General features: G+C 52.7%; 21 protein-coding genes and 1 pseudogene. 3 read left to right on the plus strand and 19 right to left on the minus strand.

Annotated elements, in window-relative coordinates; all coding sequences use genetic code 11:
- Positions 1–744 (plus strand): hypothetical protein, encoded by a 744-nt coding sequence (locus BUB11_RS05850; protein ID WP_143187557.1) that lies wholly within the window; start codon positions 1–3, stop codon positions 742–744.
- Positions 745–1620: 876 nt separating this feature from the next.
- Here BUB11_RS05850 and BUB11_RS05855 read toward each other — a convergent pair.
- A complete protein-coding gene (locus tag BUB11_RS05855) occupies positions 1621–2769 on the minus strand; it encodes a zinc-dependent alcohol dehydrogenase (RefSeq protein ID WP_073028536.1) in 1149 nt (382 codons plus the stop codon).
- A 444-nt stretch (positions 2770–3213) separates the two neighbouring features.
- Here BUB11_RS05855 and BUB11_RS05860 point away from each other — a divergent pair, with 444 nt between their 5' ends.
- Positions 3214–5475 (plus strand): ATP-binding cassette domain-containing protein, encoded by a 2262-nt coding sequence (locus tag BUB11_RS05860; RefSeq protein WP_073028538.1) that lies wholly within the window; start codon positions 3214–3216, stop codon positions 5473–5475.
- A gap of 6 nt (positions 5476–5481) precedes the next feature.
- Here the strand turns inward: BUB11_RS05860 and BUB11_RS05865 are convergent, their stop codons facing one another.
- Together BUB11_RS05865 and BUB11_RS27440 are read right to left on the minus strand one after the other, a co-directional pair.
- Positions 5482–5958 carry a group II intron maturase-specific domain-containing protein gene (locus BUB11_RS05865; protein WP_084110172.1) on the minus strand — a complete coding sequence of 159 codons (477 nt, stop codon included), beginning with the start codon at positions 5956–5958 and terminating at the stop codon, positions 5482–5484.
- A 152-nt stretch (positions 5959–6110) separates the two neighbouring features.
- The gene (locus BUB11_RS27440; protein WP_159436897.1) at positions 6111–6254 is read right to left on the minus strand and encodes a hypothetical protein; all 144 of its coding nucleotides are present in this window, start codon (positions 6252–6254) and stop codon (positions 6111–6113) included.
- A 193-nt stretch (positions 6255–6447) separates the two neighbouring features.
- On the opposite strand from BUB11_RS27440, the gene BUB11_RS05870 reads away from it, so the two are divergent.
- Positions 6448–7119 (plus strand): amino acid kinase family protein, encoded by a 672-nt coding sequence (locus BUB11_RS05870; protein WP_073028540.1) that lies wholly within the window; start codon positions 6448–6450, stop codon positions 7117–7119.
- 246 nt (positions 7120–7365) lie between these two features.
- Here BUB11_RS05870 and folE read toward each other — a convergent pair whose 3' ends face one another.
- The 16 genes and pseudogenes from folE to BUB11_RS05945 all read right to left on the minus strand — a co-directional run bounded on the left by folE (position 7366) and on the right by BUB11_RS05945 (position 21598).
- Positions 7366–7935, minus strand: coding sequence for a GTP cyclohydrolase I FolE (gene folE / locus BUB11_RS05875; protein WP_073028541.1), 570 nt, complete (start codon positions 7933–7935; stop codon positions 7366–7368).
- 25 nt (positions 7936–7960) lie between these two features.
- Positions 7961–8743, minus strand: coding sequence for a HisA/HisF-related TIM barrel protein (locus tag BUB11_RS05880; RefSeq protein ID WP_073028542.1), 783 nt, complete (start codon positions 8741–8743; stop codon positions 7961–7963).
- Positions 8736–9836 carry a hydantoinase/oxoprolinase family protein gene (locus tag BUB11_RS05885; protein WP_159436899.1) on the minus strand — a complete coding sequence of 367 codons (1101 nt, stop codon included), beginning with the start codon at positions 9834–9836 and terminating at the stop codon, positions 8736–8738. Before BUB11_RS05885 ends, BUB11_RS05880 begins: the two co-directional genes overlap by 8 nt.
- 51 nt (positions 9837–9887) lie before the next feature.
- The gene (locus BUB11_RS05890; RefSeq protein ID WP_073028545.1) at positions 9888–10934 is read right to left on the minus strand and encodes an ATP-grasp domain-containing protein; all 1047 of its coding nucleotides are present in this window, start codon (positions 10932–10934) and stop codon (positions 9888–9890) included.
- Positions 10935–10960: 26 nt separating this feature from the next.
- Entirely contained in the window at positions 10961–11692 is a 732-nt protein-coding gene (locus BUB11_RS05895) for a (5-formylfuran-3-yl)methyl phosphate synthase (RefSeq protein WP_073028546.1), read from the minus strand.
- Positions 11693–11748: 56 nt separating this feature from the next.
- On the minus strand, positions 11749–12612 hold the full coding sequence (locus BUB11_RS05900) for a triphosphoribosyl-dephospho-CoA synthase (protein WP_073028548.1): 864 nt from the start codon (positions 12610–12612) through the stop codon (positions 11749–11751).
- Positions 12602–13495: an ATP-grasp domain-containing protein gene (locus BUB11_RS05905; RefSeq protein ID WP_159436900.1), complete on the minus strand. Its 894-nt coding sequence runs from the start codon at positions 13493–13495 to the stop codon at positions 12602–12604. Before BUB11_RS05905 ends, BUB11_RS05900 begins: the two co-directional genes overlap by 11 nt.
- A 4-nt stretch (positions 13496–13499) precedes the next feature.
- Entirely contained in the window at positions 13500–14474 is a 975-nt protein-coding gene (mch, locus tag BUB11_RS05910) for a methenyltetrahydromethanopterin cyclohydrolase (protein ID WP_073028549.1), read from the minus strand.
- Entirely contained in the window at positions 14459–15286 is an 828-nt protein-coding gene (locus BUB11_RS05915; RefSeq protein ID WP_073028550.1) for a formylmethanofuran dehydrogenase subunit C, read from the minus strand. The genes mch and BUB11_RS05915 overlap by 16 nt, the downstream gene beginning before the upstream one ends.
- On the minus strand, positions 15274–16206 hold the full coding sequence (gene fhcD, locus BUB11_RS05920; RefSeq protein WP_073028551.1) for a formylmethanofuran--tetrahydromethanopterin N-formyltransferase: 933 nt from the start codon (positions 16204–16206) through the stop codon (positions 15274–15276). The genes BUB11_RS05915 and fhcD overlap by 13 nt, the downstream gene beginning before the upstream one ends.
- Positions 16197–17846: a formylmethanofuran dehydrogenase subunit A gene (locus BUB11_RS05925; protein ID WP_073028553.1), complete on the minus strand. Its 1650-nt coding sequence runs from the start codon at positions 17844–17846 to the stop codon at positions 16197–16199. The genes fhcD and BUB11_RS05925 overlap by 10 nt, the downstream gene beginning before the upstream one ends.
- Positions 17840–18796 (minus strand): annotated as a pseudogene (locus BUB11_RS05930) (formylmethanofuran dehydrogenase subunit B); the annotation flags it as partial. The pseudogene BUB11_RS05930 and the gene BUB11_RS05925, both read right to left, overlap by 7 nt.
- 12 nt (positions 18797–18808) lie before the next feature.
- Positions 18809–19147: a hypothetical protein gene (locus tag BUB11_RS27735; RefSeq protein WP_200797868.1), complete on the minus strand. Its 339-nt coding sequence runs from the start codon at positions 19145–19147 to the stop codon at positions 18809–18811.
- Positions 19131–19502, minus strand: a complete 372-nt coding sequence (locus BUB11_RS05935; protein WP_084110177.1) for a molybdopterin dinucleotide binding domain-containing protein — start codon at positions 19500–19502, stop codon at positions 19131–19133. Before BUB11_RS05935 ends, BUB11_RS27735 begins: the two co-directional genes overlap by 17 nt.
- A gap of 43 nt (positions 19503–19545) precedes the next feature.
- Entirely contained in the window at positions 19546–20730 is a 1185-nt protein-coding gene (locus BUB11_RS05940; RefSeq protein WP_073028555.1) for an ATP-grasp domain-containing protein, read from the minus strand.
- 1 nt (position 20731) lies between these two features.
- Complete coding sequence (locus BUB11_RS05945) at positions 20732–21598, minus strand: NAD(P)-dependent methylenetetrahydromethanopterin dehydrogenase (RefSeq protein ID WP_073028556.1); 867 nt, start codon at positions 21596–21598, stop codon at positions 20732–20734.
- Between the last annotated feature and the right edge of the window lie 6 nt (positions 21599–21604).

Here is a 21604-nt window from a genome sequence, read left to right on the forward strand (position 1 = left end):
GTGACGGACATTGTGACAGCGACAGATATCAAAGAGATTCAGGCTGAAATATTAGAATGCCTTTCCCCGGAGGGAATGCAGCGGTACAAAGTGCCCGCGCAGAAACCACAGCCCCCCACTATTGCCGCCCAAAGCACGCCGGTATCAGAAAGATATCTTTTCACCTGTCAAGATATTCGGATTGCTGTTGCGGGCTGTCAGCGGCGTGTCGGCGTTACCACTACGGCGGCCAACCTTGCGCACTGGATACAGGCCCATGGAGGTACAGCCTGTTACTTGGAGAGCAATCTGAACAAGCACTTGTCCTACATTATAAAGCTCTATGCGGATCAGCCGGAAGACGATCACTACACCATCGGCGGCGTGGATTACTATTTCACCAGCGATTTTGACAAGGCCTACAATTTTATCATCATCGATTGCGGGGTACTGGACGAACCGCCGCAGGCCTGCTTCGCAGAGGCTGACCTGCGCCTGTTATGCGGATCAGCCATGCCCTACGAGTTAGTCCATATGCAAAACGCCCTCAGCCGGTGCAAAAATGGGACAGTTCAGGCTCTTGGCATGTATGTACCTTTAGATGTCCGGGAGCTTATGAAACAGGCCATCACGGATGATCTATTGTTTGTTGACTCCTCCCATGAATTGTTCGACGGAAACGCCAACAGTAATCTTAACAAGAGATTGGTCAGCAATTATATAACCAGGATTATGGACAGCAATGAGGCGGTTCAAAGGGTGTAAATACATTCCCAAAACCGCCTGTTACTTAAGCATAGATGTTACCACGATTGAATAAGCTCACTGAAAAAGAATAACATTCCCATTTACTCTTCATACCTTTGGTATAAGAATAAAAATCAAAGCTAGAGGTCTCACTGCCTAATAGCGGCTATTCAACTTGGTCATACGGAGGCTTTATAGATTGCGGTACAGGTAAGACATCAAGTCAAACTTGGACTGCTGCCAGAGATAATGCTGTTGCTGCCAATAATGCGGGTTCTAAACTTGTTTGTTAAAAAACCCACCATGTAGGCCATCCACCAGGTTCCTTATCTCTTTCGCTTACTTTTAGAGTTTCATTTTCGAAAGTGATATCATAAAACGTCACAGACCAATTACCTTCATTAATCTGAAACTCGGGTAATATCCTCTATTCCTCCGGGCTCGGTTCTGCGCACACGTCCATAAAAACTTGATCTTTCTTTCCCTCTGAATATTCAAAAGTTAAAAGCTCAAAGTTTGGCTCTTTAAAGAATAATAATAGATATGAATTGAGTCCATATCCTTCGATTCCTTTTATGAGAATAGGGGAATAAAGTAAACAACTACCGGCTAAAGCCGGAGGGTTTAAATCGGACTAAAAGTCCGGTTAAAGGCTAAAGCCTGCTAAAAGCTACCATTGGCTAAATGCCAACTAAAAGTATTTGACTGAAACTCACGTGTCAATTTTGAAGTTATCTTCATATCCGTCTGTTTGCTGATTCTCAATATAGTCTCTAATTATCTGATCTGTGATTGTTCCAACTGTTGCACAAAAATACCCTCGCGTAAAGCTGGACAATACATCATGCCGATAGACGAAAAGACAGGATTCACACAGGATGCACGTTTGCTTTATTATGGTTTCAAAATGACCTTGGTACATTCATCATCATGGTCATTAAATATCCGGTAGGCTTCACTCGCCTGATCCAAGGGGATTTGGTGGCTGATAATCTGGGTTGGATCGAGTTCGCCCGATACGATCTTCTCAAATAGCATTGGCATGAGGTGGATGACAGGCGCTTGCCCCATTCTCAGATTGATATTTCGCTCCCAAATACCTCCAAGGGGAAACTGATTGTACTTGGCGCCATAAACGCCTGTAATCTGGATAGTGCCGCATTTGCGGACGGCATCAGAAGCGATTTTGAGTGGACTTAATGTGCCGCCTATCAACTTTATACCTTGTTCAACAGTTTCAAGTGGTGTTTTTTTGCCATCCATACCTACACAATCAATGACTACATCTGCTCCGCCGCTTGTTAGTTCATGGATATGGTGTCCGGCATCGGCAATTTCTTCAAAGTTAATCGTTTCTACATTGTTGATTTGTTTTGCTTTTTGTAGTCTGTAGGGTAGGCTGTCAACGGCAATAACCCGTTTAGCCCCATTCATCCAGGCGAATTTTTGTGCCATTAAGCCGATTGGACCGCAACCGAGAACAACGACCGTATCATCCTTTTTTACTCCGCCATGTATAACACTCCAATAAGCTGTTGGTAGTACGTCGGATAGAAAAAGTACCGACTCGTCGGGGAGTTCGCATGATTCCGGGATGAGAAAAGGAATGTTATTCCCATACGGCACACGCAGTAATTCGGCCTGGCCGCCGGGATAGTCGCCGTAACGGTCTGTAAAACCAAAGTAACCGCCCGTATCTATATTATGTGGATTAGGATACGTATTGGCATTGTCACATTGGCTTTCCATGTCATGTTGACAGTAGTGGCAATGACCGCAGGCAACATTGAAAGGCAATACGACTCTGTCACCTTTTTTAACACGCGTGACCTCAGGGCCTACCTCTTCGACAATTCCCATTGGCTCATGGCCGACCACATAGTCTTTTTGAGCCGGCAATGAACCTTGATAAATATGGAGATCGGAACCACAAATCGCAGAGGATGTGATTTTTACAATAATATCATCGTTCTTTACCAAAACAGGATCTGCTACATTTTTAACCTGCATATTTCTTGTTCCTTGGTACGTGACTGCTCTCATCTTTATTGCCATTCCTTTCTACGAAGAAACATAAAACGGGATGAAACCGCCGGCCCTCGCCGTTCGTTTTGTATGTTGGACTTACATAGGGTGAGTATTCCAAGTATCAAAAAAATATATTCATAAATAATTTTATTTGCCGAAACTGTGGACTGTCTCAAACTAACTCTGCAGTCGATAATTGATTGCATTGGCTGCCCTTCAGCACGAGAGAAAAGGGATTCATCACGGTTTCTGCTCCGTAACGGGCCGGTCAGCGAAGGGATGCAATCGCGATTGGTATCGGCGGCTTCCAGAGCGCTTGATTTTTAAGGCCGTATGGCCCAGTCCGGCAAAGCGTCCGTCGGAACCTCGCGAAATTGAATCTGTTTTCCAGTCGATTGACGTGTTATATTGACGTGATATAATAATAAAATTATCTACTATGGAAGGAGATGGTGAATAATGACATCTGCTGAAAAAAACATGGAGACCATTGACATATACGGTGCCAGCGAAAACAATCTGAAATCCGTCTCTCTGCGAATTCCCAAGAAGCAAATCACCATCTTTACCGGCGTTTCCGGCTCGGGAAAATCTTCCCTGTGCATGGACACGATTGCGGCAAACGCGCGCCGGGAGCTTAATGAGACATTCCCCAGCTTTGTGCAGCGGTACCTGCCGAAATATGGCCGTCCTCATGTGGAGCGCATCGAGAACCTGCCAGTCACCATTATCATTGACCAAAGCAAGCCCGCACCCAACGCACGATCCACCGTCGGCACCTACACGGACACATACTCCCTGCTGCGCCTGTTGTTTTCACGTATCGGCTCTCCCTTTGTAGGGTACTCGGATACGTTTTCGTTCAATCATCCTCTCGGTCGCTGCCCCCAATGCGACGGCCTTGGCGAGGTCACGGAGCTGGATTTGCATAAACTGGTGGACTTTGATAAATCCCTCAACGAGGAGGGTGTCATCGACTACATCGCGTTTAAGCCGGGTGGATGGCGCTGGGAGCTTTACGCCCATAGTGGCCTGTTTGATTTGAATAAGAAAATCCGCGATTATACGCCCCAGGAGCTGGAGCTCTTTTTGTATTCTCCGCAGATCCGTCTGAAAAACCCGCCGGAAAACTGGCCGAAAACCGCCAAATATGAGGGCCTGATGACCCGGATGTACCGCAGCATTATCAAATCGGATGAGGGCAAGCGGCATCAAAAATGGCTGGAGCCCATGACGACTACCGGTACCTGTTCCCTTTGCGGCGGCACCAGGCTAAACGAAACGGTGCGAAGCTGCAAAATTGACGGCATTAATATCGCGCAGGTGACGGATATGCCCTTGGTCGATGCCGTCCGCTGGGTAGCCCGGCTTGACGACCCTCTGGCGGCGGATATCAAGCTGGCGCTGCACAAACGGCTGTCCGCCTTAGTGGATATTGGCCTTGGGTATCTGACCCTGAGCCGCGGGATGGGGACCCTCTCGGGCGGAGAAGCGCAGCGCTGCAAGATCGCGAAATATATCAATTCCGCCCTGTCAGATATTCTGTATGTGCTGGACGAGCCCAGCGTCGGGCTGCACAGCCATGACATCGACCTGCTCAAGACGTCGGTCAGGAAGCTGCGGGATCACGGCAACACGGTAATTCTGGTAGAACACCACAAAGAGATGATCCAACTGTCCGACCACATTGTCGATATGGGGCCGGGAGCCGGAGCTGACGGCGGAAAAGTGCTGTTTGAAGGGGATTATGCCGGTCTGCTTGTGTCGGATACCATTACGGGCAGTATGCTGCGGCAACGCGTGTCCTTCAAAGAAACACCCCGCCGGCCAACTGCATGGTTTGAGCTTTCTAATGTGAGCTACCACAATCTCAACAACGTAACGATCTCCATCCCGCTCGGCATTCTGGTGGCGGTGGCGGGGGTGGCGGGCTCGGGGAAGAGCTCGCTCATGGAGTGCTTCCGCCGCCGTTATCCGGGAGAAGTTGTCTTTATCAACCAGCGCAATATCGGAGTCAGCCTTCGCTCTACACCCGCGACTTACCTGGGCGTGGCGGATGATATCCGCCGCCTGTTCGCCAAGCGGGCAGGTGTTTCCAACAGCCTGTTTACCTTCAATGGAAAGGGCGGCTGCCCCGTCTGCCACGGCAAGGGGGTTATCTTATCAGAAATGGCGTTCATGGATACTATTGAAACGGTGTGTGAAGCCTGTAACGGCCTTCGCTACTCCGGGGAGGTGCTGAAGTATCAAGTGGATGGACTCTCCATCGCGCAGACAATGGATCTGTCTGTGCATCAGGCCGCACAGCGCTTTGCAGGAACTGTTATAGAGCAAAAACTAACACCGCTCTTGCAGGTTGGACTGGGATATCTGCATCTGAACCAAGCGCTGTCCACCCTCTCCGGCGGAGAGCTGCAGCGCGTGAAACTGGCGTCCTATCTGGGAAGCAAGGGCCGGATCTTTATTCTGGACGAGCCGACCACCGGACTGCATCCGAAAGACATCCAGCATTTGTGCCGCTTGCTCGATTCTTTGGTGGAGGAGCAGGGGAATTCGATCCTGGTGATCGAGCACAACCTGGATGTACTGAAGCTTTCGGATTACGTCATTGAGTTGGGGCCTGCCGGCGGTGATCTAGGCGGCAAATTGCTTTTTGCCGGGCCTCCCCATGAATTGCTGGACTGTGCCCAATCGGTTACGGCGCCTTATCTCAAAGACTAGACGCTTCTATGATTGTGATTGAGCGGGATGATTTGACAAAAAGAGTGCGTAGTCTGAACGGATTGCTACTAGCGAATTTGTATGTCGGCCGGCTTTGGCGAAACGTATAAACATATGGGCCAACGCACGTTTCATTGCTGAGCGATTGAACTTGCTAAAATAATTCATCCATCCTCGCAGGATCGGATTGAGTACCTCGGCGATCATATCAATCTTGCTACCTGTTTTCTTGTGTATTTCCAGGGTTTTTACCTTGTCATTTGTTTGTTCTGCCTTCTTGCTTACGGATGCGATAAAATTCCTTTGCAGCCAACCCAGACGATCTTTGATCCGCACTTTCCAAAAGGTATATCCGAGAAAATCAAATTCAGTATTAGGATAGTCTTTTGGTCTGTCCTTGTCTTGGCAGTACTCCAGCTTTGTTTTAGTCAGGTGTAATTCCAATTCGCATTCTTTGCGTCTCTCATCAATATCTAGCAGCAATTGTTTGGCTTAAGATCTAGGATGGTACCAATATGGCCTTAGAAAATAATAAACTCTGACAAAGGAGAATTGGCCCACAAGGAAGTCTATAGAACCGTTTCCATGGTTACTATCATTCAGTGTATAAACTAAAATAAAGCCCTTGTAAGGCTTTATTTTAGTTTATAAGATCCGCGTTTAGCCCGAACCGGATCAAGCTGAAGAGCGTGATTCAGAACCTCTTGTCCAAGGATGGTCAGTGTAGGAGGCCGATAAATTTGCCAATTCTTTTGATCACGTCCCACGGTTTCAAGCAAAGTACCTCCCTATCCGCCACGACGCCCCTTCACTGTAAGGCATCAACCACGAAGAGGAGTTGATGAAATTAACTTTAAAATTGTTTTATCCCATAATCCCTCAGAACCACAACTTTGCTATAATAAGACTATAATCTTATTGATTTCTCAGAAGGCGATTTTCGCTTAAACTTAGCAGAGGAGGGACTCCGCTATGCCCGGACCTATCCTGATAAAACTTGGCGGCAGCCTGATTCGGCAGGAAAGCGGCAAACTACTGCGGCAATTGTGCAACCTCATCGCTAGCTGCGGGCAAAAACAGTCTATTTTAATCGTTCCTGGAGGAGGCCCCTTTGCCGACCTGATCCGTGCCTACGAAAAGCACTGGGATTTGAAGGAAGAAACCTGTCATTTTATGGCTTTAGCTGCCATGGATCAATATGCGTACATTCTTCGGGAACGAATTCCCGGAAGCACTATCTATGCTTTAGGCTCTTTAGAACGTTCTCAGTCAGGCAAGCTTCCATGCTCGGCTGACTCTCTTTCCTCCTCCGGAGTCCGGATTCTGCTCTGCTCTCATTTTCTCAGACAGGTACCCGCAACCGCTCTCCCCCGCTCCTGGGAAACCACTTCAGATTCCATTGCCGCTTATCTTGCCAAGCAATTAAATTGTTCCTTGCTCGTTCTGGTTAAAAGCAAGACGATTGAACCAACCCTTCTGGAACCGGATATTGATTCTTTTTTCCATCAACTGTTACCCTTGCCCATGCCTGCCTGGTTTATCAACGGCACAGACCCGGAAAGTCTGCAGGCTCTTCTGGAAACAGGCCGGACCCATGGAATCTTTCTGCCTCCCGGAAACTGCCGGGCCCAAGTACAGCCTTGACTACCCCATCGGCCATGTCTTTATATCTGCAACTTACACGGCAAAAACATCCCTGCTTGCCACTTTACAGCTTTTTCCCCACAAAAGGTCCGGCCAAATTGATCCTTTATATAAGGCTATGCAAAAACTTAACTCCGCAGCATCAAAGCGGTTGAAAAGCCGAAGGCGTTCTCTTTTCACTGTAAAAGTGAGGGAAAGCGCCTTTTTCAACACTATCAGCAAGAGGGTATAAGCTTAGCAACCATTTCATCCGCTCAAGATCAATGAAAAGGCTTCCGCTCTGGTAGCTGCGTTGGACTTGAATATCCCCCTGACTGCCGAGGTCACTGTCCTGGAACCCGGTTTTTTAATCCCCCGGATGGTCATACACATATGCTCCGCTTCGATCACCACCAGCACTCCCCAAGCGGTCAGAATCTTTTCCATGCTATTGGCAATCTGGCTGGTCAGACGCTCTTGCAGCTGCGGTCTGCGGGCATAACCTTCGGCTACACGCGCCAGCTTGGAGAGTCCCGTTATTTTTCCGTCTTTAGGAATATAAGCCACGTGGACCAGGCCGAAGAAAGGCAGAAGGTGATGTTCGCACATGGAGTAAATGGGAATATCCTTCACGATGATCATCTCTTCGTGATTTTCCGTGAATTGCACATTTAAATAGTCACCAGGCTCTTCTTTAAGTCCGGCGAAAACCTCCTGATAAAATCGGGCCACCCGTTTTGGCGTGTCCTTCAGACCCTCCCGCTCGGGATCTTCACCGATGGCTTCGAGGATATTGCGCACAGCTTCTTCAACTTTTTTCATATCACATTCTTTCATCCCGCTTCATCCCTTCCGTGATGATTCATTGCTCCGGCATAGTCAACGCGCGCACCTTTTCTCGATCTAAAAGCTTTTGATGTAAGATTGTTGCGACCAGTGCGCCTCCCGCTCCGCTCCGGGACAGCCACTGCAAATCGTCATAGCCGGAAATCCCGCCGCCAAGAAACAGCGTTCCTTTGGATGCTTCCCCGGTGCCGAGCTCCTGCAGACAGGCTTCAACCAAAGCTCTATCCACCCCTTCCCGGGAGCCTACTTGGGAAATCTGCACCAGTATAAATTCCCGAATTCCCTTTTGGCGAACGACCCGGATTGCTTCAGGGGGCGCTAAGCTGGCAAGCTCAGGCACTGGGCTTACTATTCGGGTGTCTCTGATATCGATGCTCACCATCAGTTTATCCGGGCCACAGATGTTGATGATCTCAGCCAAAGCTTCCAGGGAAAACAGGGTCTCCGTTCCAATGATGATCTTTTCCACTCCGGTCCCGGCTATCTCTTTGATACTACCGGCATCGCGGACTCCCGCATCCAGCATCAGAGAAGGAAAGAATCCGCCGACCTTTTGCCGGCCAGCCAGTAAATCAAAATGATTTTTCCTACCTGCGGAAGTGATGGCATCGAGGTCGGCAATATAGAATTCCGTCAGACCATACTGTTCATAGAAAGCTTGCAAAACATCCACGAATCCCGCTGAAGATGTCAAACTGCTTTGGACCGGCCGGTATTGCTCCCTCTGTCCGCGGACACCCCTTACCACCAGACCTTCTTTAAGATCAAGCACTGGAATAATCTTGAACGGTTTACCCAACGTCCCTCTCCTCCTCTTTTCCCTCCAGCCGGGAATACAGCCTTTGGGCCAATAGCCAGGCCACGGCATAGGCCGCCATGGGCAAGTCCGGACCAGCACCGGGCATGATTTTCCACCATGGAGTTTCCTGCCAGCCTAAGCGTTCCGCCGCAGTCTTCAGCAGAAAGCTGCCCTGCCCTGCGGTAATAAAATACCGAGACCGGGTCATTTCCTTGCGGGAAGCATGCCGCAGCATGCCGTCCATAACCTGTTGCAGCTGCTTTTCCCGGATACAGCAGGCCAGCCGGCAGATGGCATCTTCCCCCAGCTCCTCCGCCTCCGCAGCCACCAGCCTGGCCAGGCGCCGGGCACAGCTTTCCCGGTCTTTTCCGCCGCCATCGGGGGTCGCAACGGTATAATCTGCTTCGGCAATCTGCCCTAAAAGCCGATTGACATCCGCCATAACCGTAAAGTACTCATGAGCGACGGAACAAATCTGCCCGTCCAGGTATACTTCTTTGACAACCGCGTCGACCGATGTGCGCAGGATACCTGTATAAATCAGTTCACCGGTCAGCAGACGCTCGGTGTCCGTTTGGCCCCGGGCCAAAACCCGACCGGAAGCCAGGGACAAAATATCCGTGGTGGTGCTTCCCATATCGGCGAAGATCGCCGCCGCCTTTGTCAGGGAAGGGCTTTGGGCGAGAGCCAGCGCACTCGCCAGCCAGTTGGCCGCCGCCGCTTGCCCGGGCTGGGACGTCAATTCCTGAGGGGAAATAAAAGCTCCGTTTACAGTCCAGGTATAGATCGGCACCCTGGGAAAGCTATCGGCCACTGCAGCAAAAATAGCGAGTACACCCTGGGCCTTGCTGGTGAAGCAGTCGCAAAGCTCCCCCGTCATAGTGAGAGCAATCCCTGCCGGCCTCTCCTCACTTACGAGCGCAGGTAGAGGAAAATCCCTCAGGACTTTACCCAGGCCATTGGGGTTGCGCCATAGTTCATAATAAACGGAATTCCCACCGGCACCGGTGAGTTTACCGCCATCGATTCTCAAATAACATACCTTAGTATTCGCTCCCCCGATATCCAAACCTATGAGGTAAGCCAAATCCATTCCCCCCTGTTTCCCTCTTGTTTTACCCTTCACCGGCTTTCCGCGTCCTCTTCAGACAGCATAGGTATAATTTCCCTGCAGCTGGGGCTTTTCAGGCAAGATGTTCTGAGCAAAAAGAAGTGTCATATCCTGGGCTAGATTCCGTCCGGCGGTTTCCCGCAAAGCCACATAAGCCGAGGTTAAACGGGCATTGATCTCTATAATCACCGGCACCCGGGGACCCAGAACCAGATCAACCCCCACAAAGCCCTTAAGTCCCGCCAGCTGCTCGCAGGCCGCGGCAGCCATCCCGGTAATCTCTTCTTCCCGAGGATGATGGTAGGGAATCGTAATGCCCTGGAAAAGCAGCTCTTCCCGCTCGCTCAGGGATTGGCGATTCAGACTGAGAACCTGCGCCCTGCCGTGCAGAACAAACAAGCTGACACTTACCGCCTGTCCGGGTATATATTCCTGCACAAGCACTCCTGCTTCTTCCTCCTGTACCATCGTCTCCAGCACTTCCTGGAAACGGCCTGGACTTTCGATTCGCCTGACTCCTTCACCGCCTGCTCCGCAAACAGGTTTTACGATCAAAGGCAGGGAAAATTCAGACGCTATCCTTTCTCTATAGGCTGCTCCCATGGATTTTTTAAAAAGTACGGAACGTGGCACCGGCCAGCCTCTGCTCTGCAGAAAAGCCAATAGCTCCCCTTTGTTGCTTGTCGTCCGCAAGGCCAGGGATGAGCTTCCCCAGATCATTTTGCCGCGGGATTCCGCCATAGCCGTCAACCCGGCCAGTATGCCCCTGCTTTCAGGGGCTATAATGAAAACGCCCTCACAGCTGTCCAGAACCTTTTGAAATAATTTTACACCGGATTCTCCTTCATCACCCCAATGAACCTGCAGCCGATCTGTTTGTTCTCCCGCGGCGCTTCCGGGGGGAAAGCCGCTCAACCCTTGCTCTTTCAACGAGCAGGCCAGAGCGGTCAGCAGCTCCAGTCCGGCAACCGCGCCGAAATCCTTCAGAACAGCTGTCAGCATCTCCAGCCCGGCCTGCTGCAAATCCGTCCCTTCCCCAACAGCTCCAGAAGCAAAGTATTCATAAATAAATAATTTCAAGACGGCTTAGCTCCTTCCCTTTGCTTTTAGGCCAACTCCTGACCGCGGGCAAGCAGTTCCTTAAGCTCCCGAACCTTCGCTGCGGATACCGTGCCCCGTAGGCGGTCTCCGCCACAAACCGCCGTTCTTACTCCAACCAGATCGGCTCTATAGCGGCTTAGCTCCACAAGATCCGCATAAAGCAGAGAGCCTGCCAAACCGCAGAAGAGGCCGTTCCGGCGGCATTCTTCGCTGAATTGCCGGATCATTTCCCCAGGTAGATAGTCAAGTAGGGTCTTTCCTTGCTTCGCCATCGTATCCACCAGACAGCCGTCGGCACCGCCCTGCCTGGAAGCGGCGCTGAAGTCCGCCAGATCCCAGCCGGCGGCGGGCAGTGTATCGGCATAGGCAACCGCCACCAGGGAAATCAGTGCCGGGTTCGGCACATAATCCAAACTTTCCCGTATCGCCTGTAAGGTCTCCCTGATTTCCGCCAAAGTGCTGGAGGCCTGAAAAGCGATCTTCAGATAATCCGGCGCAAAACAGGCGCCGCCTAAAGCAGCCAGCCCTGCCGCCCCTGTTTTTTGCGGGAATTCGCCCAAGGCGATGCTGAAAGGTTTTTCTTTTTTTAAGACGGCGCATATCTCGGCGACCGTCCGGGGATGCGGCGCCCCCAACGCCCCCTCCCAGGGATTTTTAATATCAATTAAATCAGCGCCTCCCTGCAGTGCCGAATACACTTCCTCCCTGCTGCGGACGCTGACCATCAGCTTCGTCATCTCCTGACCACCTCTTCTCTCTGCCCTTTCTCCTGTGACTATCGTTTCAGTTGTGCCTACTGTTTCTGCAACAACCAGACAAAAATTGCAGCCGCCGTTAAATCAGCTGTGGACCCAGGATTAAGCCGGTGACCATCCCTCCTCAGCCACTGATCAAATACCTCAATCGCATTTCTTCCCTCACGGGTGGACCATCCCCCCAGCTGCCAGGCCAGAGCGGCACGTTCCTGAACTTCATGACCGGCCTCCTGTCCGAGCTTGCGGACGATCAAGGTATCCGGCACAAGGCTGAGGAGATATAAATGGGTCTGGGCGATGGCCTGGGGCAGGGCCAATCCTGCCGCCAGGCTTTGCCTGAGCATTGGATACCCTTGGGCAAAGACTAGTTCAAAACTATTCGCATACTCCCCGGCCACCAGATCCCGCTCAGCGGCCGCTTTCATCGCCTCCAGCAGCGTAAATGGCGGACGCCCCTCAGTCCTGACATCATACTCCCCTACCTCCCCCAGACCTCCAGGTTCCGCCAGCCTGATTGCTTTATAGGCGTAGTCCGCATCCTCCATCGCCAGCACGGCCAGCACTTGGCCGGCTTCACAGCGCCAGGCTTCCACCGACTTATCCCCCCTCCGATGCCAGGCTAAGCCCAGAGGAGCAAGTAAAAGCAAAATTCCCAGATTCGTATTGGTCACCGTAACCTCCCTGGTTGCCTTGACCGCTTCATAAATCGTTCTGCCCACGCCCTTTTTCGCCAGGCCACCGAAAGCCGGTCCGATAGCTATAGCGCTCAAATGAAAATCCTCCAGCGAGCAATCCTCAAAATCATGAAAGCGATTGACATTGCCCAGTTTAGGGGCATCAGCCTCCAGTACACAAGCCGTTTGCGCGGCCCCGGCCAATCCCCAGTTCAGATTATGATCCATTGCCGATTCCCTCCAGAACATAATCGGCCAGCAGAGCGGCGATATTCTTTTCCGTAACGGTCTGCAACCCGGCCCAGCCGGGGATTCCGTTGGCTTCGATTACATAAGGCTGACCCCTGGAAATTAAGATATCCACCCCCAGATATTCTGCTTGCAGGAGCTTGGCGCTTTTTAAGGCAAGATCGGCTATTTCCGGCGGCGGGTCGTATTTTTCCGCCGAGCCGCCGCAGGCGATATTGGTTTTCCAACCGTCGGCTTTGCGGCGCATGGCACCGACAACTTGATCACCGATGACGAACAGCCGGTAATCTTCGTTGGCATTGGGCAGGAATTCCTGCAGGTAATAAACATATCTGCCCATTTCCAAGGCCCGGAAAGCCCGGTAGGCTGTGTCCGGATCTTCCAGCAAAACGATCCCCCGCCCCAGAGAACCGAAGACGGGCTTGACAACCGTTTTTCCCATCCCGGCGACCGCTTCCAGGGCCTGGTCCAGGCGCTCGGTCACAATCGTCCTGGGCACCGGCAGTCCGGCAGCTGCCAGCAAAACCGATGTATAGCTTTTATCGACAGTTTTCTCCAGCAGGGAAGCGCTGTTGAATAATTTCAGGCCCCGTTTTTCCAAGAAATGCAAAGCATTGACCCGGTAAATCACCTGCTCCAGAGAACCGCCGGGAAGGGAACGGACAATCAGTCCCGTCAGCTCTTCCAGCCAAATTTCCCCTCCGTCTGGGCGGCGGTATAATGTCCGGCCTTCCGGCAGAAAGCAGGTGAGTCTTTTGGGGTCGATCAAAACAACTTCGGCCTTGCGCTGCCGCAGAGCCTCGGCCAGCACTTGAACCTGGGGCCCCTGTTCGGTTCCTAAAATACCGATGCGTCTATTCACTGTTCTAATCCTCGATCCGAAATGATTTCCGCAGCAGATCCGGACGGGGCCCGCCCTTCCGGAAAGTGCGGCCGGTTGTGTTATTGTGCAGCCAAACGGAGGCTGGACTGAAAAGCAAGGGATCGATAGCGTAGAAATTGCCGTAGCGCTCATAAAGCTCCTGGAACGCCGTACCGTAATCCCGGGAACTGCAGGAGGGCACTTGCTCAATTAAAGGCTGCAGCGTGTCGTCAGTATCCCGCACATTGTAATACACCGTGGCGCCGTACAGAACCGCGTCATTGGTCCTGCCCAGCGCCGTCATATCGTCCCCGGCCGGGGGGGGCAGCGGGGCGATTCCCAAGCCGTTTTGGATTCGTCCCAGATCATAACCCAATTCCAGCATTTTATGGAGTCCGGTCTCTACCGAACGGGCCGCAATCTGAACAGAACCGACCGGAGAAGCGGTAGGAGCGATCAGCAGGTAAAGATCCTGGACCCGGCAGCCGCATTTTTCTGCGACATAGGAGACGACTTCCGCCGGCGGCAGTTCGCGCCCTTCCAGGCATAGGACGGCCGCCGCCGCACTGTCCTTATATTCCAGTTTGGCAAACAATTCTTCGCCGCCGGCCCGCGCCCTCGCCGGCCCGGAGCCCATCGCAAAATAATTCCCTTTTTTAATGACCCAGCCGGCGTATTGAGACGCCATACAGGCTCTGAGGGGATGATCGGTGGTTACTTCCACCGCCGGGTAATAAAGTCCGCCAAAATCTCCCCAGCTCAGCTTCACCTCTGCCAGACCGCCAAGACAGATCTTGGCAAATAACACCCCCGCTTCATAACTGCCTGCAGTATCAATCCCGCAATCGATGACGGTGGCTCCGCCGGTTAAATGAACTTTAACCTTAAGCTTTCCCCTCTCCTCGATCAATTGCTTCAGATAGGGCAGAGCTTGGGTGTTTGGACTTAATTCCGGTATATCTTCTAGGTTGATTGCCATACTAATATCTCTCCTTTCCCTCCGTTTAGGGCATCGCCGCTGTAGCGCTTAAAGGAAGCGTCCTGACCGCCAGGGAGGAGGAAAAAGCCGCAGCCGGCCAGCTCCGCGTAGAGCATGTTCCAGAAGACCGGCTGATAGGTGCAATTATAATAGAAGGAAGAGAGCAGCTCAGGCTGTTCGCCAAGAATAATGGTCCCCCTGAGCATATTGGCGCCCGGATGTCTCCCGGTCCGGCCGCCGGCAAAGATCGTCCCGGCCAGCAGCTTAAAGCCGAGAGCATCGCCGCAATTGCCCTTTACGGCAATCAGGCCCCTGCGCATCCGGGAACCTGTCATCTGCCCGGCATTCCCTTCAATCAGGATCATGCCGCCGCTCATACCCTGAGTTTTTCCCCGGTAAGCGGCACCGACGAAATGTCCCGCATTGCCGGCCACCGTAATCCGGCCGCCCTCCATATGGGCGCCCAGCCAGTCGGCGGCGTCCCCCTTGATCTGCAGGCTGCCTCCCCGCATCAACGCTCCCGTATGAAAACCCGCCGCACCTTCAATAACCAGCTCACCAAAGCTCATGCCCTGCCCTATCCGTTTGAATTGCGCACACTCTCCCGTCAAAACCACCCGGGTTTCCCCTGCGGACTGTTCCTTCTCAACCTCAAAATAATCGCCGATTTTCTCCTGGGCATTCCCGCACCATACCGGCAAATTCTTGATTTTTTCTTCGTTTTTGCCTCTTAGGTTATCCGGCGTAATGCTTTCCGCTTCCACCGGCAGGGCCGGCTCTGCTTTTAAGGTTAAATGGATCAGCTCTCCCATCCGTTTCCACCTCCCGCTAAAATCTTATGGAGATGAAAATGATATTTGCCGAGTTTGCCCCCATAATTTCCGGCTGTGATCTTTTGGACCCCCGGCACTTGCACCGCTGCCCGAATTCCCGCTGCCATAGCCTTGCCGATGAGTTCTTCGGTCAGCCCGTCGATCACGATCTCCATCACCGCGTTGTTGGCGGCATTCAAGGCGCTGTTTTCCACCCGCCCGCGAATTGTCGGGCAATAGAATACATTAGTGGAAGCCGTAAGGAATTTATACTGGGAGCCGACCTTGCTCCCGCTGCGCACCACGCCGCCGGGAAAGGGGAGGATGACACCGCGAAGTTCCTTCATTTTCCTGACCGCCGCTTCCGCCGATTTCAAGGCGGCTTCCACGCCGTCGGCTACGATGAGGAAGTTGCCGCCGCCGATGGCTTTGACCATGGTGAACTCTTCCTGTACCATAAACTCCCCGTCCATGACGGGAATGCGCCAGTAACGCTTAGTCCCGATAATTTTGCTGGCTTGATAGCCGTCGCCGAAGAAGCGCATCTTACTGCCGATGGGATATTTGCTGATTTTATCGGAATCCGCCGGAATCTCCGGCAGCCCGCCGTCAAAGCAGGCCGAAGTCGGAGCGGTCATGACCGCCTGACCGATGCGGTTGAGCATAGTGGATTCCAATCCTTCCCGGGAGGCGGCGAAGAAGAGACAGTCCATGCCGGCCCGGCCGTCCGGAGTCTTTCCGGACGGTCCCTCGATGCCCGCTTCCACGCCGCAGCCGATAACCGACGTTGCAAATCCGGTCACCGCCAGGGCAGCCTGCTCGGCCCAGGTCTCATTAATCGCCGTAACGGTCAGGCGGGTTCCCCGCATCCCAAACGCTTCGGCAAAAGTATTTTCGATTTCCACACCATTTAGCCGCATGAAATCACCTCCATCCGTGGCAGATAGTCATATTGCACCGCAAAATTCCTTAAGGAAATGGAATAATAGTCGGCAAAATCCTGGGCCAATTCTTGAGACAGGCTTCCGTCCGCCAAGTCCTTCAGACCGTAGGGCAGAGCGACCAGTCGTTTTCCGCCGAAGCTTTGCCGGGCGATACCGTCCCGGACAATAATCCGGCCGTCTTTAATGACATAGACCGGGGAGGCAAACATCTTTTCCTTATCCTTATGGGGTTGATAAATGACCAAATCCCCGTCCGCTCCGGGGCCCAGGTGTCCTTTGTTAGACAGGCCCAGGGCTTTGGCCGGTCCGCTGCGGGTGATAATGGCGATCTCCTCCAGAGTGTATTCCCGCTTAAGATCCTTGAGGTGGGTGTAGTGACCGACTTTAGGATGCAGGGTTTCGATGACGGAATTCCGGTAGTCCGCGTCCATCAACAGCCGGATTATTTGCGGGTAAGCGGTGAACGGGCCGGCATTAGGGTGATCTGTGGTCAGAACAATCTGCCAGGGATTTTTGATCAACAGCAAAAGCTCCAGGCCAATACACCATTGACTGGCGTTAAAAAGCACGGAAGGACGGTAGCGGAGCGGTACGATGCCCGAGCCGGTTTCCATCTCGACATCGAAGCTGCCCCATTTATTGCCTGTTGTTTCATGGAGATGGAACTGCATCGGAGAGTCCGCCGTCATGGTTGTGACCGGTCCAAAGACGATTTGACCGGCATCGCAGGTGAACTCGGGATGAGCGTTCATGAATTCCGCTATCTCCGGCGCCGCCGATTTCAAGCCCCCTTTCGGCGTTATTCCATAAGAATGAAACTGCAGATGCGTAAAATGAACGCGATGACCGGTGAGGGTTTTCATGGTTTCCAAGGTGGTCCGAACATTGCCCGGATCACCTAAATGATTGGTATGAAGATGCAGGGCATGGGGAAGCTTTAAGTCCTCATTGGTTTCGGCCAGGGCTGTGAGAATCTGGCGGGAGGAGATGCCGAAGGGCTGCACCGGAGTGTCCAAATCCACCGTGCCCGCGCTCCATTTCCAGCTTTCCACACCACCCGGATTAACCACCTTAATGGCATATCCCTTGCTGCTGGCCAGCAGCCAGGATACCAAAGAACGCAGAGTTTCCCTGCGCTTCGCCGCATCCTTCTCCTGCAGAGCTTTCATAATCATGGTATTATTGCCCATCAGGGTGTAGATACCGGTATCCACCAGCGGCGTGTCCTCCAGCTCTTCATGGGCATGCCGGGCTTCCAGCGGCGGCACCGCCGCTTCAAAAACCGTGGTATACCCCAGTCCGGCATATTCATAACCCGTCAGGAAGGTCGTCGGTATGGTGTGACCAACGCCGGAACGGGTACAATCCGCGGCGGCCCGAAAATGATCATAATGATCTTCAGGACACATGATGCGGGCGCTGTTGACCTTGGCTCCGGCAATGTGGCTGTGGATATCCACTCCCCCCGGCATGATGATGCAGCCGCCGGCATCGATAGTCTCCCCCGCTTCCTGTACAGGCTGGACAAATCTTCCTCCATCGATATAAAGGTCTTTGCTGACGCCATTTATGCCGTTTTTGGGATCGTACACCTGTCCATTGATAATTTTCAACATGCTGCCTCACCTCGTTTCAGCCGGAGAACTTCCTCCTTGATCCCCTGCAGTGCTTCCAGATCACTGGGAACCGCAAAATCTACCAGTTTTTTCAGCTGCAAAGGGATATTATCCATGCGGTAAAAGGTCCCTCCGGCACCGATTCCGGCAGGAGCCACGGGAATGACGACATTGGCCCAGGTTGTGGTTGCATTTTCGTGGGGTTCCAGGTAGATGGTCGGGATGCTCTTTAAGTAGTTTACCGCGCTTTGCGGCAAGTGGGCGGAGGGGTCTGTGGCAATAATCAGGGCGGCGTCGGCTTCCTTGCGGCGCAGCATATCCACCACACTGAATTCGCCGGGGTTAAAGCGGGGATAGCCGCGCTGGAAATTAACGGCCAGCGGATAACCGGTCTGCCAGGCCAAAACTTGATTCGAGCCGTTGACATTCCCGTGCCCGCGCATAGCCACGGCATAAAACCGGGTAAAGGCATTCAGTTCAATGATCAGGCTGTTCAGTTCTTCCGCATTCAAATCCTTACCCCGGCTCTGGGTGAGTCCAATACCGAACATCACCACACCGTAACGGCATGCTTTCATGAGCTCGGCCAGTTCTTGCCATTGTCGAAAAGCCACGCCGCCAACCAGGGATTCCTCTTCCAATCCTTCCAGTCGTTTGCCGGCAATCAGCAGACGCAGCACATGAACGATTTCAAAATCCGCCCCGGGAGTAACCTGCAGAAAAATATCGGCGTTTTTGGAGGTCGGCGAGGGCCGGACGTCAATCACTACAACCTTGCGGTCCTTGCGGCCTTCCGGCGTGTAAAGACCCTTGGCCAGCGCCGAATAGCGTTTCAGATGGCGCATATGGGATTCCACAGGGTTAGCGCCCCAATAGATCAAAAGATCGGCCCGGTTTTTTACTTCTCCTAAGGTACATGAAGCCAGCCCAACTTGCTGGCGGGCGAGAACGCCCGGACCGTGTCAGTAGGAAGATGGGTTGTCCACCGTTCCCTTGATCAGCTCGGTTAAAGCTACCGCTTCCCGAACCGCTTCTGAAGTCGTCGAGCTTAAACCGTAAACCAAAGGTGATTTGGCCTTGACGAGAATTTTCGCCGCTTCAGCCAAGGCTTCTCCCCAAGCTGCCTCCCTGCCGTTCACTTTCAGGGCCGTACAGTCCGTCTGGGCGTGCATCAGCTTATTCCGGCCAATGGCGCAGGCGTTATTGACCTTCGTTATTTTATTGTCTTCGACTTCCACTTTCAGATCGTCGCACAAACAACCGCAAAAGGCACATACCACATCTTCATGAATGATCGTCATAGTTCTCCTCCTTGTCCTGAGCGATGGCTGCTATCCTCACCGGAATTCCCTTAAAATCGGGGACGCCTGTTCCATGTGTCTCCTCATCCAGAAGTTCATTGGCTACCGCTCCCAGGGGCAGAAAGAAAATTCCCTGGGGCCCCTCCGCCGCCCGGCATATTACTTCCACTTCTCCGGCGCTGCTCTTCAGCAGCGCCCGCTTTTCTTCCCCCAGTTGAAGCCTGGCGAAATCATCGGGATTCAGGGTCAGGCTGGCTATCTCCCGCCGATATTCTTCGGAAAATTTCCCTTTCTCCATTGCCGCGCCCTGTTTGCTTGTGCGTACTGTAATGAGGATTCCCTCCATACTGCCCATCAATAGCTCTCCTTTCTGCTTTAGGCTTTACTCCTCCCGGTCCTTATTGACTAAGCTCAGTCAGATAATACTGCCGGATTTTTTCCTCTTGCTGGCGTAAATTTTTATAACAGTTTGAACTGCTGCACCCCTCCGCCAATACTGTGCAGAGAGGCTGGCCTTTTGCAATCAGGGTTCCCGGCCTGGGAATATCCCGTACTCCCAGGCTGTAGAGAGCGCGGTAGGCTTGCTCATCTTCGGCCCGGGTCGTGAAAGCAGCCTTGGCATAGATGATCTTTTTCCCCCAGTAGCCTGAACAGGGGGAGGGGCGGGCGGGGGGCAGCTCCAGCTTACCCCGGCAGGCGGCCAGATGACTGGTGAAAAGCCTGTAGCCTAGATGCCTTTCGATTAGTTCCACTGAAGCCGACCACCTGGGGTTAAGCTCCAGAATGCGGATACCTTTTGCATTGAGCATAAAGTCAACCGTATTCAGCCCTTTCAAACCAAATTCCCTGGTCAAATGCCCGCTCATTATACTAAGCTCTTCCTCCAGGCTTGCTTGCTTTTTAAAGCTTGGTAAAGCCAGAGGAACAATATTGCCTTCATAAGAAAAGGGGCTGCCCGCCTTTTGGGATCCGACCAGCTGACGGCTGGTTCCTAAAAGCACAGCTTCTCTGCCGTCAGCAATGAAGGTCGCTGAAGCCGGAATCCCATCCCAGTATTCCTGAATGATATAGGAGCCATCCCGGGGGATTGTCCTGAGCAGATTTTCCGCTTCTGCTCCCTCAGCCGGAATCTCCGTAATCCCGTGGCCGCCCCCCCGGTTAACCGGCTTCAGAAGCCAGCGCTTTTGATGATCAAGCTGTTTCCACTGAGCAAGGGGATGAGACTCAGGCATTTTCATCTGAATATGCTCCAAGCTCGCCTGAAGTTTCCCGATCTCCCGTACCTCTCTCAAAACAGAAGGCCCGTTGCCGTAAAGAAGGCCTTTGGCTTCCCAGCTTTGCAGCTCCTTAGGGCTGTTTTCCACACCGGAAGCATAGACCAGCCCGTCGCAGGAAATGCCTCCGGCAGTGGTGAAAACATGCCCGATACTGGGTTTCAGGCCGCAGTCCCCGGCCACGCCGATGGTTCTGCCCTGCCAATTGGCATCAATATCTCCGAAAAAATCCACTCCTTTTGCCTCATACCCCGATGCGGCAATGGACTCCACCAGGGCTCTGACACTGACACCTACTGCTAGGAACATCTTATTCTCCTAATGTTTTGGTTAGTTCGTAAAGAGCTGAGAAATCCAAAATCGTGCTGTTGTTGACAAAGAGACTCCTGACCGCAGCGCGGTGCACCTTCATCTTTAAATTGCCGATGGCAATGGCGCCATACAGCAGCTTCCCGGCGCGCTCCTTTCCGTTGTCGGTCACTTTCATCCCTGCCACGCCAAGGGGACTAACGGCGTTGATATCGGCGATAATCTCCAGCTCAGGCAGACTCGACCAGGTATCCTGGTCCAAAAGCAAAGCGCCGGGAGCGCCGCAGCAGGCGGCGATATTGATGCCATGGTCTTGCATCATCTGCCGGGTCTCTTCCCTAGCGCCGATGTGTACCGGCTTCACCTGGATGCCGTAGCTGGTCTCTATATATTTCGCCGCTTCTTCCGCCCGCTCCAGTTTTCGGGAGGACAGGCATACTTCGCAGCCTTCCCCCGCCAGGAGAATCGCCGCCCGGATTCCCACCGGTCCGGTACCCGCCAGGACAAGCGCTTTTTTACCTTGCAAGCTGCGCCCACCGGCGATTTTATGAACCAAAGCGGCCGCCGTGGTATTGGAGCCGTTGGCGTCGAACATCACCGAGACCCGGACATCCCCGAAGAATGTCTCCTGAACTTTGCTCATGATTCTTTCGGCTGCCGGAACATGGCTTCCCCCGATAAAGATGGCCGTATGGCGAAGGTCTTCCCCGCCGCGGGTAAACATTGCCCCGTAGACCAGATTCGTAACATCTTCCTCAGCTACTCCACCGTAGGCAATGATGTGGTCCACCCCGGCATCATAAGCCGTTATCTGATCAAAAACACTGGCCTGCTTGTCAGCTTCCAAGTGAATTAAAATCTTTTTCATCGTCAT

This window comes from Desulfosporosinus lacus DSM 15449 (assembly GCF_900129935.1).
GTDB classification, from domain to species: domain Bacteria; phylum Bacillota; class Desulfitobacteriia; order Desulfitobacteriales; family Desulfitobacteriaceae; genus Desulfosporosinus; species Desulfosporosinus lacus.

What these genes read in the sequence shown, in the direction of transcription:
- BUB11_RS05915 (WP_073028550.1), bottom strand. Translation starts at nt 15,286, where the DNA reads ATGGGAGAGCTGATCCATTTAACCTTAAAAGCAGAGCCGGCCCTGCCG.
- BUB11_RS05855 (WP_073028536.1), bottom strand. Translation starts at nt 2,769, where the DNA reads ATGAGAGCAGTCACGTACCAAGGAACAAGAAATATGCAGGTTAAAAAT.
- BUB11_RS05895 (WP_073028546.1), bottom strand. Translation starts at nt 11,692, where the DNA reads ATGACGAAGCTGATGGTCAGCGTCCGCAGCAGGGAGGAAGTGTATTCG.
- BUB11_RS05925 (WP_073028553.1), bottom strand. Translation starts at nt 17,846, where the DNA reads ATGTTGAAAATTATCAATGGACAGGTGTACGATCCCAAAAACGGCATA.
- BUB11_RS27735 (WP_200797868.1), bottom strand. Translation starts at nt 19,147, where the DNA reads ATGACGATCATTCATGAAGATGTGGTATGTGCCTTTTGCGGTTGTTTG.
- BUB11_RS05860 (WP_073028538.1), top strand. Translation starts at nt 3,214, where the DNA reads ATGACATCTGCTGAAAAAAACATGGAGACCATTGACATATACGGTGCC.
- BUB11_RS05935 (WP_084110177.1), bottom strand. Translation starts at nt 19,502, where the DNA reads ATGGGCAGTATGGAGGGAATCCTCATTACAGTACGCACAAGCAAACAG.
- BUB11_RS05900 (WP_073028548.1), bottom strand. Translation starts at nt 12,612, where the DNA reads ATGGATCATAATCTGAACTGGGGATTGGCCGGGGCCGCGCAAACGGCT.
- mch (WP_073028549.1), bottom strand. Translation starts at nt 14,474, where the DNA reads ATGGCAATCAACCTAGAAGATATACCGGAATTAAGTCCAAACACCCAA.
- folE (WP_073028541.1), bottom strand. Translation starts at nt 7,935, where the DNA reads ATGAAAGAATGTGATATGAAAAAAGTTGAAGAAGCTGTGCGCAATATC.
- BUB11_RS05945 (WP_073028556.1), bottom strand. Translation starts at nt 21,598, where the DNA reads ATGAAAAAGATTTTAATTCACTTGGAAGCTGACAAGCAGGCCAGTGTT.
- fhcD (WP_073028551.1), bottom strand. Translation starts at nt 16,206, where the DNA reads ATGCGGCTAAATGGTGTGGAAATCGAAAATACTTTTGCCGAAGCGTTT.
- BUB11_RS05870 (WP_073028540.1), top strand. Translation starts at nt 6,448, where the DNA reads ATGCCCGGACCTATCCTGATAAAACTTGGCGGCAGCCTGATTCGGCAG.
- BUB11_RS05940 (WP_073028555.1), bottom strand. Translation starts at nt 20,730, where the DNA reads ATGTTCCTAGCAGTAGGTGTCAGTGTCAGAGCCCTGGTGGAGTCCATT.
- BUB11_RS05885 (WP_159436899.1), bottom strand. Translation starts at nt 9,836, where the DNA reads ATGGATTTGGCTTACCTCATAGGTTTGGATATCGGGGGAGCGAATACT.